The following is a 17,001-nucleotide window of genomic DNA, read 5'->3' as shown; positions in this document are numbered from 1 at the left end:
GTCACTTCTACAACATATTCACTACGGATGCTTTCAGCTGTAGCCATCACTTCTGCACTAACTGTTTCTGGATTGATCACCAATTGCATGATTCCTTCGCGGTCGCGTAGATCGATAAAGATCAAACCACCCAAGTCACGACGACGGCTAACCCATCCTTTCAAGGTAATATGAGTTCCAATGTGTTCTTCACGAACACGTCCAGCATACATTGAACGTTTCATTTCTAATTAATCTCCAAACTAATATTCTTCCTTCTATTTTACCATAAAGACAAACAGAAAGTGGCCTTTAGCTCAACTTTTTCAGTCAGCAACTTCTTTAGTTATCGTGACTGACTTCTTCCTTCTTTTTGGGATCATCGTAGAGAGTGGGTGCTAGCACCTTCATTAAAGTCGCTGTCCCAAATCGCAAGACAGCTGCTGCTAGTCCAAAAATAGGGGATAGGTAGCGGAAAAAGAAATCTCCCCTAAGTGCGTAGGTCATGCCACCCACAATAAAAAAGATCACAATTCCCTGAACGATTGCGTAAAACCAAATTTTTTTCACACTATTTCTCCTTTTCACAAACTAGCTGACTTATCCACTGTTTTTTATTACTTATCCACAAAAATGTGGATAACTTTCACCTGTTTTCCCCTCAAAAGAGGAAGTTCCATCAGCATCAGGACTTGCTTTCACCCATTTACAAGCAAGTTTCCCACAACCTGTGGATAACTCTCTTGCTCGTTTGTGACTTTCTCTCACTTTTCTCACAAATCAAGGAGCCAGGATTCGATCCTGCCCCCTTTGATCAAGCATTATTTAAATTCGTCTGGTGTCCCTTTATATTGGGCCCAGTCTTTACTGAAGAAGCGATCATTTAGATGGTAAGTTGGTGCTTTTTCAGCCTTTGTGACAAAGGGATTGACCGCTTTATCAAAGGCTAGCCAACCATTCCATCCCATATGAATCGTGTCTTCCATAAAATAGGACTGATCACCATCTTTAGAAAAGTCTGCAATATTAGTAAAACCTTGACTTTTCAATTGGTAACGAATCTTTTGAACAGCCTGTTCATACATGTCTTGGCTCAAGCCTGTGTATTTCATCCATTTGGCATTAACTGGAGGAATGACAAAGATAACATTGGTCCGAGATTTAGCAAACTGGTCTAGAACCAATTGCAAGTCATTGTACTCTGGAGATTGAACATAGGATTCGTTTTTTTGGAAACCTTTTAGTTTCTTCAACTTCATTTTTAAACGGGTATTGTAAAAATGATTGCTGATCCCAAGGTCGTTGTTATTGGTTTTGACTTTTGCTTCAGCCGTTGCAATTTCTTCCAATTTCTCATATGAGAATTGATCTGGTAAATCTTGTAGACGTTTTTTGACTTTCTTATCGTAATTCCCATTTGTACGCGTTGCAAGATTACTAAACAAAGCATCTTCGCGTTGAACAAGGTGGGAAACAAACTGGTTCAAAGACTGATCAAATCCGGAAATTTTCTTTCCTTGAGAAATTTTCGTTACAACACTTTGAAAGGCGACATTTGGATACTGTTGTAACAGACGCTTTGCAGCATACTGGGATGCAGCATCCTGTTGGTGATTTGCAATAAAGCTATTCAACTGATCGCTATTAAAGAATTGTTGAAAGGCAGAGGAATCATAGCCCTTCTTGGTGAACCATTGCGGAGAAACTACATAAACAGCTGTATTGTCCTTGAGTTCTGGCAAAATCTGTTGCATCCCAAAATACTGGTTCAAAGAAGCCGCACCACGTTCTCCTAAAAAGTAGGGTCTGTAATTGCGGTCATATTTTTCAGCCAAAACTGCTGGATGCACCACATCAAAACGCAACCATTCACTTGAGCCGAAATAAGGAACAAAGCGATGCTGTGGATCCGAAAGTGCTTCTTGCTTCTTTGTACGACTCTTGAAGCCTTCTGCATTCAGACTAACCGCAGCTTTTTTCTCTTCAGTATAGTTGTGCTTATGATTGATTGGATAAAAGAATAATAAAGCTGCTACCATGAGGAGCGCGCAAAATACGGGCCCTAAAATCAGCCACAAACGCTTAAGCATTCTGAAGCTCCGTTACACCTTCTACGATCTTGTTAGCAGTATTCCAATCATCGCGTCCAAATTCAGATACAGGAACACGGATTCCAAAGCGATTTTCCAGTTCCACAATCAATTCGACTGTTCCCATACTATCAAGGACACCCGCATCAAATAGATCCTCATCCATCATGTCTGAGACATCTTCCATAAACAATTCGTCAATAATTTCAATTACTTGTGATTTTACATCCATTTTTCTATACTCCTTTTATTTCAATTTTGGAAACCATTGTTGATCCAAGAATCCTGAGAAAATCAGGAAGGACAGCATTACCGTGTTAAAGGTGATAAAGATCCCTAAAGCTTTGGTCCAACGATTGTCCGGTATAGGATCCAATCCTTTTGCTTTTCTTTCTTTATTGATGGTCTTTTTCTTACGAATCCAAGCATCATTGATAACCAGTCCAAGCCCATGGAAGAGCCCATAAGCAATGTAGTACCAGGTCACCCCGTGCCAGAAGCCCATAACCAACATATTGATAATATAGGCAACATTTGAGGTGGTAATCCGGCTCTTGAATACTTTATTGCGCATCAATACCATCACGAGACGCATAAAGACAAAATCACGGAACCAGAAAGATAAACTCATATGCCAACGATTCCAGAATTCCTTTAAGTCACGTGATTTAAAGGGACGATCAAAGTTGATAGGACTTTTAATCCCCATCAGATTGGAAGCTGCTAAAGCAAACATCGAATAGCCCGCGAAGTCAAAGAAGAGATCAAAACCATAAACATACATGACTCCCAGCGTTCCGATATTGAAGAATCCACCTTGAGACAAGGCATAGGTCTGCACATGACCTAACAATAAGTGGCCAAAAATATGAGCTAGGATAAATTTATAAAGGAAGCCATACATGATGTACTTAACGGCTTGCTCCAACATATCCAATAATTCTTCACGCTCAGGAATGGCTTTATAATCCTCATTAAAACGCTTGAAACGATCAATCGGCCCACTTGAGAAGGTCGGCATAAAGAGCATAAAGCGTAAGAATTCCCAGAGTGTGAATTCTTTCAAGACACCATCTCGCATTTCGATGATCATTCCGACAGCCCGGAAAGTTAAATACGAAATCCCTAAAAATCCAAACAAGGATTGGTGCCCATTCTTGATCGCTGGCTCCACCTTAACAAAGATCAGGGGCAAGACAGACAAGAAGGAATGAAGATAGAAAATCCACTTATTGTCCGCTTTCTGACGATAAATCTTGTAGGAATACACAATCAAGATTTGCCAGACTACGTAAAAGAGCAGGGCATAAATTTGCTTGAGATTCGAACCTGTCAGCATCAAAATGATAAAGATCAGACTCACAAGTCCTTCATATACCGGAAATCTCTTTTTGAAAAAGAGGCCCACAAAGATCGGCAAAAAAGCTAGAATGAGGTAGATAAAATAGATCGGTGTTCCATAGTGTTCTAAATGAGGGAGCTGTTTCAAAAACTCGATCATCGGTTGTTAACCTCGCTAATCAACCCTTTGATGTCGATTTTCCCGTTTGGTGTTAATGGCAGGCTGTCACGGTAAAGGAATTTTGAAGGCATCATATAAGACATCATGATGTTTTCTAAATCTTCCTTAATGGCTTTCGTGATATCAATTTCGCGTTCAAATTGTTCTTTGACACCCTCTTTTAAGATGACATAGGCCAAGAGATTTTGGACCTTGTGATCTTTATTATAACGCGGTACTGCGACTGCTGAGTCAATATACTTCGATTTGTTCAAGTTTTGAGAGACATCCTCTAGCTCGATACGATAACCGTTAAACTTGATTTGGAAGTCCATCCGTCCACCATAGAGAAGGAGACCTTCATCCGTCATGGTTCCGACATCTCCCGTATGGTAGGCTGGAAGGCCTTCAAATTCGAAGAAGGCTTCTGCTGTTTTCTCTGGATTATTCATATAACCTTTTGAAACGGCTGGTCCAGACACGATGATTTCCCCTTGCTCACCATTTGGCAATTTGTTTCCTGCCTCATCAATGATGAAGGTTGGAGAATCTTCTTTGGTGTAGCCAATTGGCAGACGTTTCAAAGTAGCCAACATCTCATCTGTTACGGCTACAGCCGACAAAGCAACAGTTGCTTCCGTTGGGCCGTAGGCATTGATGATGCGTGCATTTGGGAAACGCTCACGCAATTTCTGGGCAGTTTTAACGGTCAACTCTTCCCCATCAAAGTAGAAATGGGTGATTCCTGGCATCTTTTCAGCATTGAAATCTTCAGACAACATGGCCATATCTGCAAAAGATGGTGTCGAAGTCCAGATAACAATCGGAAGAGAAAAGATGGTCGCAAAGAGTTGTTTGAAGTCTTGAGTGATGGCTGATGGAAGAGCAAAAAGGGTTCCTCCAAGAGCCAAGGTCGGTGCCCAGTACATGACAGACAAGTCAAAGGAATAAGGCGGTTGTGCCAACATTTGCGGACGCTCTGGCGTTGCAAATTCCTTGTCCGTAATCATCCAGTTGGTAAAACTGAGCAAGTTATCGTGCGAAATTTGCACCCCTTTTGGTTTCCCAGTTGTCCCTGAGGTAAAGATGATGTAGTAGTTATCATCCCCTTTGACCGGATGTTTCAAGTCATAGGCATGCTGAGCCGCATAAGCTTCACGCACTTGCTCCAAGGACATGATTGGAGCAGCTGGGTTTTCCAATGGAAATTCATTGATGGCAATAATCAAGCTTGGCTCTGCTACTTCAACAATGGCAGACACGCGCTCCAAGGCAGAGTGGCTATCAATTGGGATATAGGCATGGCCAGATTTTGTCAAGGCCACAAAGGTTGCTAACATTTCATATTCTTGACCACCAAAGACCACTACAGGTGACTTTTCAGGAAGTCCCATTTGGTCGATGTGGGCAGCCAAGCTATCTGAATCAGCCTTCAATTGGCCATAGGTATGCTCCTCACCAAGGACATTGTAAACCGGATAGTCTGGTTGTAGTTGCGCATAACGTTCAATTGTCTCGATCATATCAGTAATTGGTTGGTTTGACACGGCTAGGAGTCTCCTTTTCTAAAATTCGTTGTAGATAAAGCCACCCTGACCTTGACCAAGGTAACTAAAGAAATAAAGTAGGGCTAGGAAAATGGCGAAATACAAGACCGTCTGCCCGATAAATTTATAAAGTGTTTTATGTTTCATAAGTTTCACTCTTCATTTTGATTGTTACTCACTATTTTACCATTTTTTATACCAAGTAAGCAATTTTAAACATAGTGAGAATGTCGTAGAAAACGTTATCATTTCAGATCATTCAAGCCGTTTAACGATAGCATTTTTCTTTAATCAGTTTTCTGGTTGAAATCCTATTCTATTTCACAGTCCCCTGATAAATCAACTCCAGACACTTGTCCAGATCCACATCTCTCTCGAAATGGCTAGGTGTCCAAGGAATCTCTATATCGGGTAGAACACCCTGATCCGTCATCCCTTTCCCTTGATCCACGCTTAAACAGCGAGAAGTGGGAAACATTAAACAAAAATCGCCATAATCAACTGTACAACAATTAGAGTAGTCTAGAATCCCGAGAGTTGGTCGACCCACCACCGTTACCTTCTTAAACTGCCTCATCATCTGAACAAAATTATCCCCAGAAGAAGCGCAGTAGATATCCGACAAGATAAAGATCTGTTCAGGATAGTGGCCCCCTCTGACCTCTGGGAAGAATTCCTCGCTTTCTTCCTTATATGCTACATAGCCTTTTCCCCGATAGTGTATCAAATTCTCTTTCATATCTTCAAGTAGCTTAACTGTTTCGGGACTAATTTCTTCCTGTTGCATCCAGTCCTCAAAGTCTTTCAAGCGCAGGTCAACATTGCGCTCTGTGTAGAGAATTTCCATGCCATCATCATCCCAGTCAAGCGAATCATAGCCCTGATCCTTCTCTAAGCCTAGATGTAACAGAGGAAGATATAGAGAATCCGTCCCTCCACTGTTGCGTCGGACATCAATGATAAGAAACTTGACTTCCGTCATCATCGGTAAACACTCTTGGTATAAACGACCCAAAGATCCTTCATCCATAAAGTTATCCAGACGAAGATAAAGAATCTCATCGTCTAATCGTTTCCAAAAAATCTGATCCTGGATCGGTTCTCGACTGGGTACTACTTTAATGGTCTTTTCTATCCCTTCTCGAAGCAGGGTGACACTCGTTGACTGAGAGACCAAATCTGCCCATTCTCTATAATGTCTTTCTGGGGTCTTGCTGATAAAATAGGCTTTATGAAGAGAAGCTATCTGATCCAAGTCACTTCCATCCAGAGCTAGGATCTGATCTCCTACTTGAAGACCCGTATCTTCATTAGCTTCCTCAACATACAGTTTCTGTCCATTTATTCTCAAAAGGAACCCTTTTTGACTGGCCTTTTTATCTCGAAAAGAAACATGCCCGATCACCCCAAAACTAGCTAGGTAAGCCTTAACTTGATAGAGAAAGGCATCATCTGTCATATCATCTGTAATGTTTTCTCGAAAAGGCTCTGGATCGCATCCTTTTCGATCCTTGCTGGTAGATGAATCATGGGTCATAATAGAGACGACATCTTCAAAAATAGCAGTCTTTTTCATAAAGGATTCCTTCCATTTTTTAGAAACAGTATACCACTTTTTCTTAAAAAGTTCTTAAAACCCTAAAAAACTATCCTAAAGTAGGATAGCCGTTATAGATTCTTTCTTTTCTTCGCTTTCTTTGTCAGAGCGACATCACAATTTTCAATCTTGCTAATCAATAGATTGGCAAGGCCAAAATCATCGATGTTCGATTTCATATTTACCTCGTAGTTCAAGGTCAGTTGTTCTCCAGCTTGGGCCGTTGTGACAGAAATAAAGTCAATTTCTGAACAACTTTGGTCTAACAACTGGCTGATTTGTTCTGCAACAGAATCTTGTTTTAAGACGGTAATGGTCAAATGACGGCGCCGTTGATGGTCTGCCTTACTCTGTTTGTTCTCTAATACCAGCCACACCCCTAGTAAAGAAAGGGTTGATAAAATTGCCAATAAAAGATAGCCCGAACCTGCTGCCAGTCCTATAATCATGGCTAAGAAAATGGCAATCAACTCTCTCGAACCACTCGTAGCCGAACGAAAACGGATCAAACTAAAGGTCCCTGCCACTGCAATCGAGGTTCCCAAACTTCCATTGACCAAAAAGATCACTAAGGTCATCATAGAAGGAAGCAAGGTCAAACTAATGACAAACTCTCGAGTGTAAAGTGTTCGGTATTTATAGGTCCAAGATAGGGCCAGCCCTAGAAAGAGGCTGACCAAAAGGGCCAGCAGTAAGCGCACCGGATCCACTGTTGCTGTGGCATTATTAAAAATAGAATCAAATAGATTAGACATAGGCAGCACCTACCGTTTCTTGAACTGGTCTTGGGGCATAATCCAAGCCTTGTGATTTATGATAAGCACAGCTATATTTTGAAAATTTCTGCTTCACCAAACCATACTTCTCTAAAATATCCTTTAGCCATTGAGGTTCTTGCCCAGGAGCCTTAATTTCCATGATTACGAAGTCATCCTCTAGTAGAGGTTCTCCTTTCTTCCCATCAAAAAGGCTAACAGCCTGATCTCGAAAGACTAGGTTTTGATCGATTGTCACGCGAATCTTCTGATAAGGATAACCCTGAATGGATTTCTTTTCTTTGAGAGACAAGCGATCATAGTAAATAAACATCCGTGGTTCCAATCGATGACCATAACGTTTGCGCAATCTCTGAATCTCCTGCACTAAGTCTGGATCTTGTATCTGATGATCTACTTTCCCATCTGTCATCAAGTTGATAATGGCTTGCGAAGTGGCGACTAGACGGAATTTATGGCCAATTCCTTCTTCATCTTTTGACTTCACCTCTAGAAACACTGGACTGTCTGCTTGAGGTGTTTCTATATAAGTCCGCATCCGAATTTTTTCACGGCGGTGTTGTTTGGCAAGAGCATCTTGAATGACATCAAAATTTTCCGTATCAAAATAAATGTTTGAAATGGTTGAGGTTGGGTAATCATCTTCTACGACGTATTCTTTTAAGTCTTTGATCAAGTCCTTCACGTCATCTTTTGCGACGATATATTTTGTTTCGATTCGTTTGAAACTTGTCTCAATTGTTTTTTTCATGTTTCTTCTCCTTTAAGGGGGATCTATTGTTTCTAACCTTCAGTAAGTATGAATACGACTTACGTGCTTTCTAGTTTAATGGGACTTTCTTAACTGGTCATTAAGCCAAACTTAAAGAAAACTAAAGTTAAGGTTCCTTTCAGAAAAACTTTAGGAAACTTTCAGCTAGCAACTTTAGACTAGAAGCATATCAATGGAACGAGAGGAAAAGCTCATGCAATCAAACAAATGGAAATTTTTATTAACGGGGGCCGCAACCCTCACCTTACTGACAGCTTGCACCCAGGCGTCATCACAATCAGCTACAAAAAGCAATACTGCACAAACAACCGCTACTTCTACTTCAAAAAATAAAACAAACAATTCCAACTATTTTACAGATAAGGACAAGGACAGCTCTTATGATGAAAGCAAAGCCTCTACTGTAAAACTGTCTGGATCTTCTGCAAGTGTATCAGGTGACGGCGTAGCTGTATCTGGATCAACTGTGACCATCTCAAAGGCTGGAACCTATGTCATCTCTGGTGAATCCGATGGGGTTCAAATCAAGGTCGAAGCAGGTGACTCAGATGATGTTCACATCGTCTTGAAAGGCGTTACCATGACCAACACCAACGCCCCAATTTCTGCTACGAAAGCAGGGCATGTCTACCTGACTCTAGCGGATGGCACGACCAATACCTTGTCTGATTCAAGTTCAAACAATGATGAAGATGCCGACGCAGTGATCTTCTCTAAGGGCGACCTCACCATCAATGGTTCAGGTACGCTCAACATTGACGCCAAGAAGAACAACGGGATCAAGGCCAATGACACTCTCCATATCACAGGTGGAACCTATAAGATCACGGCTGTAGGAGATGCCTTCAACGTCAATGACGAACTCAATATCACTGGCACGACCATGACCATCGATGCAGATGAAGATGCCGTCAAGGTGGATAATGATGACGATACTTCGGTCGGAACCATGTACCTTTCAGATAACAAAATGACCATCACCGCAGGAGACGACGGCATCCATGCTTCTGGTGATCTGGTCATCGATAGCGGAACCTACAAGGTAACAGAGTCTGTCGAAGGTCTCGAAGGAAAATCGATCACCATCAACGGTGGTGATATCACCATCTACGCAACCGATGATGGTGTCAATGCAGCCAATGCTAATGCCAACCAAGATGAAATTTTCTTCACCATGAATGGCGGAACACTTAACGTTGAAGTTGGCCAAGGCGATACCGATCCAATTGATTCGAATGGAAATATCACTGTTACCGGAGGAACCATTAAATTAACGGGACAATCTGGATTCGACTTTGATGGTACTGCTACCTACACTGGCGGAGACATCTATATCAACGGTGAAAAACAAACAGAAATTGTCAACTCCATGCCTGGAGGCGGTGGGGCTCCAGGCGGTGGCGGACCTCAAGGCGGTGGACCTGGAGGTGGGCATCCATAATAACAAATAAAGGCAGGATTTCTTCCTGACCTTTTTTTGTTACCCTTTTTATGATAGAATAGAAAATCAATCAGCTTATCGAAAGGAACATGATGAAAAAACAAACGCTCCCTCTTTTCTTCACACTCTTGCTGTCTCTTCTTTTGCTATCAGCCTGTGTGCCGGATCTTAAGATCAACTTTAAAAAAGAACCAACAACTACCAGCTCAAAAAAGAAAACCTTTAAAAAAAGTAGCTCGAGTCGTTCTAGCCTCCCGAGTCGCTCAACCAGTTCAAATAGCTCAAGCAACTCCTCTAGCTCTCCCTCAACTACTACGGAAACCACTTCTGATATCGTCACAACCGAAGGACTCCCTAGAAATGCTCAAGAAGCACCCAAAGATAAAATTTATGCGACAGGGAACTTAAAAGTAGCCTACTCTAGAAATGACGATAAAATTTTTGCACAGACGCCGGATTATGAAGGATATACCACCGCTCTTGTCCAAACAATTCTTGGAAATCCAGAGAAACAACTAACAGACCCTGCTTATATTGCCGAATCTTTTGAAAATACCGAATTAGAAAATATTAAAGGGCTCTACCACGAGGGGAAAATCACAGAGGAACAAGCTCATGCCTTTTTGATGGGAGCTGTTGATCTCAAACAAGCGTCTAAATTCGGAGTAAACTACACCATTTACACCTATAAAAACAACACCATCCAACTGGTCTTTGAAAACGATCAACTTCTCTATATTACTCCAAATCCTGATGTCGTCTTCTTTAAATAATTTACATTCTCGCATAGACAAGCGAGAATTAGAATCTAAACAAACTATTTTAAAGTAAAATAAGTTAAATGATTCTCCAAAAAAATAAAAATGAGTTCCAATTTTTAAATCAATTCAAGAGAATACCGAAACTTTCCATGAGAAAAGTGCCTGAAATGTTATTGTTTCAGGCACTCGGAATTATTGAGACCTTAGGCTCAATAATTAGTCATGGAACTTCGAAGAAGTTCGCTGACGTCCGTACTCACCTAAGGAAAGTTTTTAATATGACTTTATCTTCAATCTGAGTCTCGCTTAAACAAGCGAGAATTTTCGTTTCACATGAAACAAAAAACTTCCAACACTCTCATTGTTGGAAGTTTTTTAGGATTAGTCCTCTTCATATTTTTTTGGATTATAGAACCACATTCCGAGGCCTGCAAAAAGAACAATAGTCATCAGAAGGAAGGCCACTTGATTTCCAATTTCTCCTGTCATCGAAATCGTTTGACGAAGACCAGAAACGGTATAACTCATTGGCAAGAATGGATGAACAGCTTGGAAAAATCCATTTGTCAAAGCAAGAGGATAAGTTCCTGCACTAGAAGCCAATTGCAAGAGCAAGAGGATCAAGGAAAGGAAAGCACCGACTTTTCTTTGCCATGTCGTTAAAGCTGTTACGATAGACATGAAGGCTACACTACCAATCACACAAAGGAAGAGAGTAGCCATCTCATGATTAGCTGATAAACCAATCAAGTGAACGGCACCATAGACCAAGACTCCTGCAATCACCGCAATCGTTCCGTTGACCTCAAAGCGAGATTTAAACCATGCCCAGCGACTTTCAGGATGACGACCGGATGGTAATTTTGCAAAGATCATGTTGGTTGACAAGGCACAAACAAAGAGAGCTACCGAGATCATATAAGGAGCCATTCCAACACCATTCACAGGGGTATTGTCATGGTCTGTTTTAGACAAAGTGACAGGATCTGCTAAGGTTTTAGCGTTTTCTTTTTCAGTTGTCGCAGCATTCAATTGTCCCTTAGCATCATTTAATCCTTGACTCAAGGTTTGGCTTCCTGTTGCTAATTCACCCAAACCATTTGTCAATGTTTGGCCACCCGCTGCTAATTTGCTAGACCCATCTGAGATTTGATTTGCACCGTCGGCTAGTTTATCAGCCCCAGTCACCAATTGACTTGATTTTTCTGTCAACTGGTTGACACCCGTGACAAGTTTATTGACACCACCTGCCAATTCTGGAGTTTTACTGTTCAATTGTCCTACACCGTCAGCTAATTTTCCAGCTCCAGCAACCAACTCACTAGACTTCCCTGTTAATTGTGTCGCTCCTGAAGCCAGTTGATTCATGCCTGATGTCAAGGCAGGCATCTTTCCATTTAACTCACCTAGACCAGAAGCTAATTGATTGCTTCCTGCAAGTAATTCTGATGATTTACTATCTAGTTGACCAACTCCTGCTGCTAACTGACTAGCCCCATTTGTTAAAGTACTGCTATTCGTCTGAAGTTGGGTTGCTCCATTAGCGATTTTATCGACACCAGCTGTATAAGCGCCGATCCCTTGACTGATGGTTTGGCTAGCTGGCAACAATTGTCCACTAACTGCGGATTGGATCTTAGACAAGCCACTTGACAAGTCTGTCAAGGTAGAAGAAGCTGTCGGTAAAACTTGATTGGCTGCCGTTTGCAGTTGTGTCAAGCTATTTCCTGTATTCAAACTACCTTGGATCGTTTGAATCGTAGTCAAGATTCCTTGAGCCGCCGTTTCACTCGAGCTTGGACTCGATGAGATCGCCGCATTGATTTCCGCTTGTTGGTCAGCTGTCATTGCTTGATAGGCTGCTGTCCCTTGTACACTTGCAAGGGCATTTGCACGATCCGCTTGGGCTGAAGCAAGGATTGATTGAGCTGAATTCGCTATACTGGTCAATCCAGCTGACAGTTGACTGGTATCTACTGAAGCATTTTGAATCGCTGCATTTAATTGGTTTAAACCTGCTGCCAATTGATCAATCTGAGCGGATTGACTTGTAGAAGCTTGTAGCTGGCTTGATAATGTTTGAATACCTGATTCTAATTGTGAAACCCCATTTCGAAGGGTAGCAGATTGACTACTTAATTGACCCGCTCCCTCTGATAAAGTAGCGACTCCATTTGTATAGGTTGCTAAACCATTTGAAAAGTTTGACAGGCCTGAATTCAATTGACGCACACCATTGGTATAATTCCCAAGACCATCATTGAGGGTCCCCATACCGCTGGTTAACTGACCAACTCCTGAGGCCAACTGAGGGGTTTGACTCGCCATTTGATTGAGACCATTTCCTAATCGATCCACTCCGGTAGCGTAAGCCATCAAGCCTGTATTAAAAGTACCAAACCCATTATTTAATTGATTGACGCCAGATACCAAGTTTGGAAGTTGACCAGCCATTTGATTGAGACCATTTCCTAATTGACCAACACCATCTGTATAGGCTGCTAGACCCGTACGAAGAGTAGTCGCACCATCTGAAAATGCTAAGCTTGAACGAGCCAATGTATTCAAATTAGTAGACAGTGTTTGACCACCATCTTCCAATTTACTTGCACCATCTGCTAATTTAGCACTTCCATCTGCCGCTGTCCCCATACCAGATTTAAGCGATCCCATTTTGGAAAATAAAGCTGTTGTATACGTATTGGTCACTTTTTCGGCCACTGACTGCTTCATCTTTGTCATCGCAGTGTCGCTCATTTTCCCTGCGATAAAACTATGACCACTGGATGTTTGGTAATCAATGGTCATCTGTTCCGGATGATTGGTTAAGATGGAGCTAGCTTTCTTTGAAAGATCCTCAGGCAGGGTTACAATCATATAATAATCGCCATTTTTAAGACCATCTTTCGCAGCTTTCTCATCTACAAAATGAAAATCAAGTGAGTCATTGTCCTTCAAATTGGACACCATGTCTTTTCCTATTTCCATCTTTTGTCCATTATATGTAGCAGATTGATCCTTATTGACAACCGCTACAGGAAGATCCGAAACTTGGCCATATGGATCCCACATGGAAGATAGAAAAATAATATTATAAAGAGCTGGAATCAAAGCAACTCCAATCATGACAATGATAAATGTTGGCTTTTTAAGAATAGCCTTCCATTCTTTCATCATATTTTTTGTCTCCTTTTTATACACATTGTCTAAATTTCTGATATAATAGATTATACAGTTTCTAGAAATTTTCACAAGTAGGAAATCTTTATTTTTAGACACTGTGTATAATTTTGTGCAAAAAGGATTAACAGATGACTGAGAGCAATAAACGATTAAAAACAAAACGAAATATCGAGGAGGCGATGGTTCGACTACTAGAAAAGGAATCATTCGACCAAATCACAACGGTTGAGTTAGCACAAGAATCCGGCATTAGTCGCTCTAGCTTTTATACCCACTATCGAGACAAGTACGATATGATCGAGCGCTACCAACAAGCACTCTTTCACAAGCTTGAATATATCTTTGACAAACACCAAGACGACAAGCGCCAAGCGATTACAGAAGTGTTCGAATTCCTAACCAAGGAGCCACTCTTTGCAGTTCTTCTGACAGAGAATGGAACCAAAGAGATCCAAACCTTCTTACGACATAAATTACAGATTCTTCTGGTTGATAGTTTGCAAGAGCGCTATAGTCATAAATCATTAACAGATATTGAAAGAGTCTACAGTTCTGTCTATCTGACCAATGCCTTCTTCGGAGTCTGTCAGATGTGGGTTTCGCGCGGAAAAAAAGAAAGTCCTCAACAAATGGCTGAATTTTTAATGAAAATGTTACGGTAACAGTCTCTCCTGATCGATCTAGATCAGGAGTTTTTTTATTAGCAGGTTTAGGTTTTAAGAAAACAAAAAGGGGAGCAAAGCCAGAAATCAACCCTTTAAGACAAAATAAAAAGCCCACTGTAGTAGGCTTTCTGCAAAGTATATCTTAAAATTAAAGCATTTTGTTGTAGAATTCAACGACAAGTGCTTCGTTGATTTCTGGGTTGATTTCATCGCGTTCTGGAAGGCGAGTCAATGAACCTTCAAGTTTGTCAGCATCGAATGATACGAATGCTGGACGTCCAACTGTAGCTTCAACAGCTTCAAGGATAGCTGGAACCTTAGCTGATTTTTCGCGAACTGAGATCACTTGACCTGGAGTTACGCGGTATGAAGGGATATCAACGCGTTTTCCGTCAACAAGGATGTGACCGTGGTTAACGAATTGACGAGCTTGACGACGAGTAGTCGCAAGTCCAAGACGGTAAACAACGTTATCCAAACGACGTTCTAAAAGAAGCATGAAGTTGAAACCGACAGTTCCTTCTTTAACTTTAGTAGCTTGTACGAACAAGTTACGGAATTGTTTTTCACCAAGTCCGTAAGAGAAACGAAGTTTTTGTTTTTCAGCTAATTGCAAACCGTATTCTGACAATTTTGAACGGTTGTTTGGTCCGTGTTGACCTGGTACGTAGTTACGACGTGCCAATTCTTTACCTGTACCTGTAAGTGACAAGCCAAGACGGCGAGATTGTTTCCAAGATGGTCCTGTATAACGTGACATTTAAAATGTCCTCCTATAAAAATAATTTTTGTAGGAAATAACGTTTTAGACAAACCTGATTCGTTCAGAAAGCCTTCGCCCAAACAGCAAAGGTTACTTTTCTAGCTGACTTCCTGTTGACGAGCTTCATTTTGTCCTGCTGTCATTTCGCACAAATTCTATTCTATCACGGAATAGAAACTTTGTAAAGTCCTTCAAAACAATTTCAATGAAATTCAGACAATAATTCTATGATTCGTTTTTTATATTGCAATTGTTGCCAGTCTCTATCCGTTGCTGGATCCCATTTTAAAGGAAGATCTGCAATAATTTCACCGGGATTATGATTTAAGATATAGATCCGGTCACTCAATGTCAAAGCTTCTTCGATACTATGAGTGATCACTAGAGTGGTGAGACCAAGACGTTCCTTACTGTCTAGATACCAGTGATAAAGATCCTGCCTTGTCAATTCATCTAAGGCACTAAAAGCTTCATCTAATAGGAAGACAGAATGACCCAGAAGATAGGTTCTCAATAGCGCCACCCGTTGCCGCATCCCCCCACTCAGGGCATTGGGATAAAGGTTGGCAATACTTCCCAATTTAAATTCATCTAACAATTTTAGAGCTGTAGATGTTGCCTCTTCCTTAGGAATCTTTTTTAATTGAAGGGGAAGAATAATATTTCCCAATACTGTCTTATGTTCTAACAAAAGATCCTTTTGTAGCATATAGCTGACTTTTCCAAAGGAGATCGGGGCATCATCTACTTCTATAGCGCCCTTTTGTAAGGGAAAGATCCCAGCAATTAAATTAAACAAGGTTGATTTCCCTACCCCACTTGGACCTAGAATAGAGACGATTTCTCCTTTTTGCACTTCTAGTGATACATTGTTTAAAACTGCTTTATCTCCAAAAGAGAAACTTACATCTTTTACGGTTAAAATATCAGTCACCTACCAATTCATTTGTAAAACCTTTGTCTTCTAAGTCATTTGAAACCAATCCTTGCTCTTTTGCCCAAGCATAAAAAGCATTCCAACGCTTGGAGTCAAACTGCCCCCATTTATCCTTGTCTGAAGCATATTGACTGGAAAGATATTTTTGAGAAGCTAGTACAAAATCACGCTGGTTAGCTAAGGCAGGGGCCTGTTTGATCAAGATATCCGCAGCTTCTTCTGGATGCTCTATAGCATATTGGTAGCCTTTTTTCACCGCTTGAATGAATTTTTTTGCTTCCTCTTTATGAGACTTCAAATAGTCATTGTTAGCAATAATAACAGGCGAATAGTAGTCAAATGCAGGAACAAAATCTTTCATATAGAAGAAATTGGTCTTCATTCCCTTTTGCTCAGCCAAAATTCCATCCCAACCGTGATAAATCCAAGCAGCATCAAAGACCTTATTTTCAATCGGAGTAATGGAATTTGAATCACTATTTGGAACCAATTTTACTTGATTAAAATCAGCTCCTTCTTTTTTCATCATCGATTTGATCATTTCCAACTCAATCGGATCATTCCAGGTACCATACTTCTTACCCACCAAATCTTTTGGACTTGTGATCGCTGCATCTTTTCTTGAAATAATCCCTGACGTATTGTGTTCGACGATAGCTGCAACAGCGGTAATACCCGCACCTTTATCTAATTTCTTAGCCATAGAATCTTGGAAATAAATACCAAATGGAGCTTTCCCATTGATAATCAAATCAGAACTACTGTCTTCCGGCGGAAGTTTTATATCTACATCCAGTCCTGCATCTTTAAAATACCCTTTTTCCTTTGCTACATAGAGACCCGTATGATTGGTATTCGGGGTCCAATCTAGAATAAAATCAATCTTTTTCAAATCACTTGACGATTGCTTGACAGAATTTTGACAAGCACTCAAGAAAACAAATCCCAATATTATTGAGAAAAATAAACCTATTGACTTTTTCATTAGC

17 protein-coding genes are annotated in these 17,001 nt (G+C 40.8%); 3 read left to right on the top strand and 14 right to left on the bottom strand.

Annotated elements, in window-relative coordinates; genetic code table 11:
• The 10 genes from HMPREF2832_RS05995 to HMPREF2832_RS05950 form a co-directional block, all read right to left on the bottom strand.
• Positions 1-224: OB-fold nucleic acid binding domain-containing protein (locus HMPREF2832_RS05995; RefSeq protein WP_256263404.1), on the bottom strand; the 224-nt coding region annotated here is incomplete at its 3' end.
• Between the two features lie 97 nt (positions 225-321).
• Positions 322-549 carry a hypothetical protein gene (locus HMPREF2832_RS05990; RefSeq protein WP_041818390.1) on the bottom strand — a complete coding sequence of 76 codons (228 nt, stop codon included), beginning with the start codon at positions 547-549 and terminating at the stop codon, positions 322-324.
• A 251-nt stretch (positions 550-800) separates the two neighbouring features.
• Positions 801-2,069: a D-alanyl-lipoteichoic acid biosynthesis protein DltD gene (gene dltD, locus HMPREF2832_RS05985; protein ID WP_070505991.1), complete on the bottom strand. Its 1,269-nt coding sequence runs from the start codon at positions 2,067-2,069 to the stop codon at positions 801-803.
• Positions 2,062-2,301, bottom strand: coding sequence for a D-alanine--poly(phosphoribitol) ligase subunit DltC (dltC, locus tag HMPREF2832_RS05980; protein ID WP_003002265.1), 240 nt, complete (start codon positions 2,299-2,301; stop codon positions 2,062-2,064). The genes dltD and dltC overlap by 8 nt, the downstream gene beginning before the upstream one ends.
• Before the next feature lie 15 nt (positions 2,302-2,316).
• Positions 2,317-3,570: a D-alanyl-lipoteichoic acid biosynthesis protein DltB gene (gene dltB, locus HMPREF2832_RS05975; protein ID WP_003017621.1), complete on the bottom strand. Its 1,254-nt coding sequence runs from the start codon at positions 3,568-3,570 to the stop codon at positions 2,317-2,319.
• Positions 3,567-5,117, bottom strand: a complete 1,551-nt coding sequence (gene dltA, locus HMPREF2832_RS05970; RefSeq protein WP_070505989.1) for a D-alanine--poly(phosphoribitol) ligase subunit DltA — start codon at positions 5,115-5,117, stop codon at positions 3,567-3,569. The genes dltB and dltA overlap by 4 nt, the downstream gene beginning before the upstream one ends.
• A gap of 18 nt (positions 5,118-5,135) precedes the next feature.
• Entirely contained in the window at positions 5,136-5,264 is a 129-nt protein-coding gene (locus HMPREF2832_RS05965) for a teichoic acid D-Ala incorporation-associated protein DltX (protein WP_003002102.1), read from the bottom strand.
• A gap of 169 nt (positions 5,265-5,433) precedes the next feature.
• Entirely contained in the window at positions 5,434-6,693 is a 1,260-nt protein-coding gene (locus HMPREF2832_RS05960; protein ID WP_070505987.1) for a S41 family peptidase, read from the bottom strand.
• A gap of 92 nt (positions 6,694-6,785) precedes the next feature.
• Positions 6,786-7,469 (bottom strand): DUF4956 domain-containing protein, encoded by a 684-nt coding sequence (locus HMPREF2832_RS05955; protein ID WP_070505985.1) that lies wholly within the window; start codon positions 7,467-7,469, stop codon positions 6,786-6,788.
• Entirely contained in the window at positions 7,462-8,241 is a 780-nt protein-coding gene (locus tag HMPREF2832_RS05950) for a polyphosphate polymerase domain-containing protein (RefSeq protein WP_070505983.1), read from the bottom strand. Before HMPREF2832_RS05950 ends, HMPREF2832_RS05955 begins: the two co-directional genes overlap by 8 nt.
• Before the next feature lie 214 nt (positions 8,242-8,455).
• Between HMPREF2832_RS05950 and HMPREF2832_RS05945 the strand changes: the two genes are divergently transcribed.
• Positions 8,456-9,703 carry a carbohydrate-binding domain-containing protein gene (locus HMPREF2832_RS05945; RefSeq protein WP_186823068.1) on the top strand — a complete coding sequence of 416 codons (1,248 nt, stop codon included), beginning with the start codon at positions 8,456-8,458 and terminating at the stop codon, positions 9,701-9,703.
• An 89-nt stretch (positions 9,704-9,792) separates the two neighbouring features.
• Positions 9,793-10,476, top strand: a complete 684-nt coding sequence (locus HMPREF2832_RS05940; RefSeq protein ID WP_083306324.1) for a DUF4947 domain-containing protein — start codon at positions 9,793-9,795, stop codon at positions 10,474-10,476.
• Positions 10,477-10,845: 369 nt separating this feature from the next.
• On the opposite strand, the gene HMPREF2832_RS05930 is transcribed toward HMPREF2832_RS05940, so the two are convergent.
• The gene (locus HMPREF2832_RS05930; protein ID WP_070505978.1) at positions 10,846-13,641 is read right to left on the bottom strand and encodes a YhgE/Pip domain-containing protein; all 2,796 of its coding nucleotides are present in this window, start codon (positions 13,639-13,641) and stop codon (positions 10,846-10,848) included.
• Between the two features lie 134 nt (positions 13,642-13,775).
• Between HMPREF2832_RS05930 and HMPREF2832_RS05925 the strand changes: the two genes are divergently transcribed.
• Positions 13,776-14,309: a TetR/AcrR family transcriptional regulator gene (locus HMPREF2832_RS05925; protein WP_003001962.1), complete on the top strand. Its 534-nt coding sequence runs from the start codon at positions 13,776-13,778 to the stop codon at positions 14,307-14,309.
• A 151-nt stretch (positions 14,310-14,460) separates the two neighbouring features.
• Here HMPREF2832_RS05925 and rpsD read toward each other — a convergent pair whose 3' ends face one another.
• The 3 genes from rpsD to HMPREF2832_RS05910 all read right to left on the bottom strand — a co-directional run bounded on the left by rpsD (position 14,461) and on the right by HMPREF2832_RS05910 (position 16,997).
• Positions 14,461-15,072, bottom strand: a complete 612-nt coding sequence (rpsD, locus tag HMPREF2832_RS05920; protein ID WP_003002210.1) for a 30S ribosomal protein S4 — start codon at positions 15,070-15,072, stop codon at positions 14,461-14,463.
• Positions 15,073-15,277: 205 nt separating this feature from the next.
• Positions 15,278-16,009: an ABC transporter ATP-binding protein gene (locus HMPREF2832_RS05915; RefSeq protein ID WP_070505976.1), complete on the bottom strand. Its 732-nt coding sequence runs from the start codon at positions 16,007-16,009 to the stop codon at positions 15,278-15,280.
• Positions 16,002-16,997, bottom strand: coding sequence for an ABC transporter substrate-binding protein (locus HMPREF2832_RS05910; protein WP_070505974.1), 996 nt, complete (start codon positions 16,995-16,997; stop codon positions 16,002-16,004). The genes HMPREF2832_RS05915 and HMPREF2832_RS05910 overlap by 8 nt, the downstream gene beginning before the upstream one ends.
• Between the last annotated feature and the right edge of the window lie 4 nt (positions 16,998-17,001).

It is taken from the genome of Streptococcus sp. HMSC073D05 (assembly GCF_001812015.1).
Classification (GTDB): domain Bacteria; phylum Bacillota; class Bacilli; order Lactobacillales; family Streptococcaceae; genus Streptococcus; species Streptococcus parasanguinis_D.
This window is presented reverse-complemented; position numbering and strand designations above follow the sequence as displayed.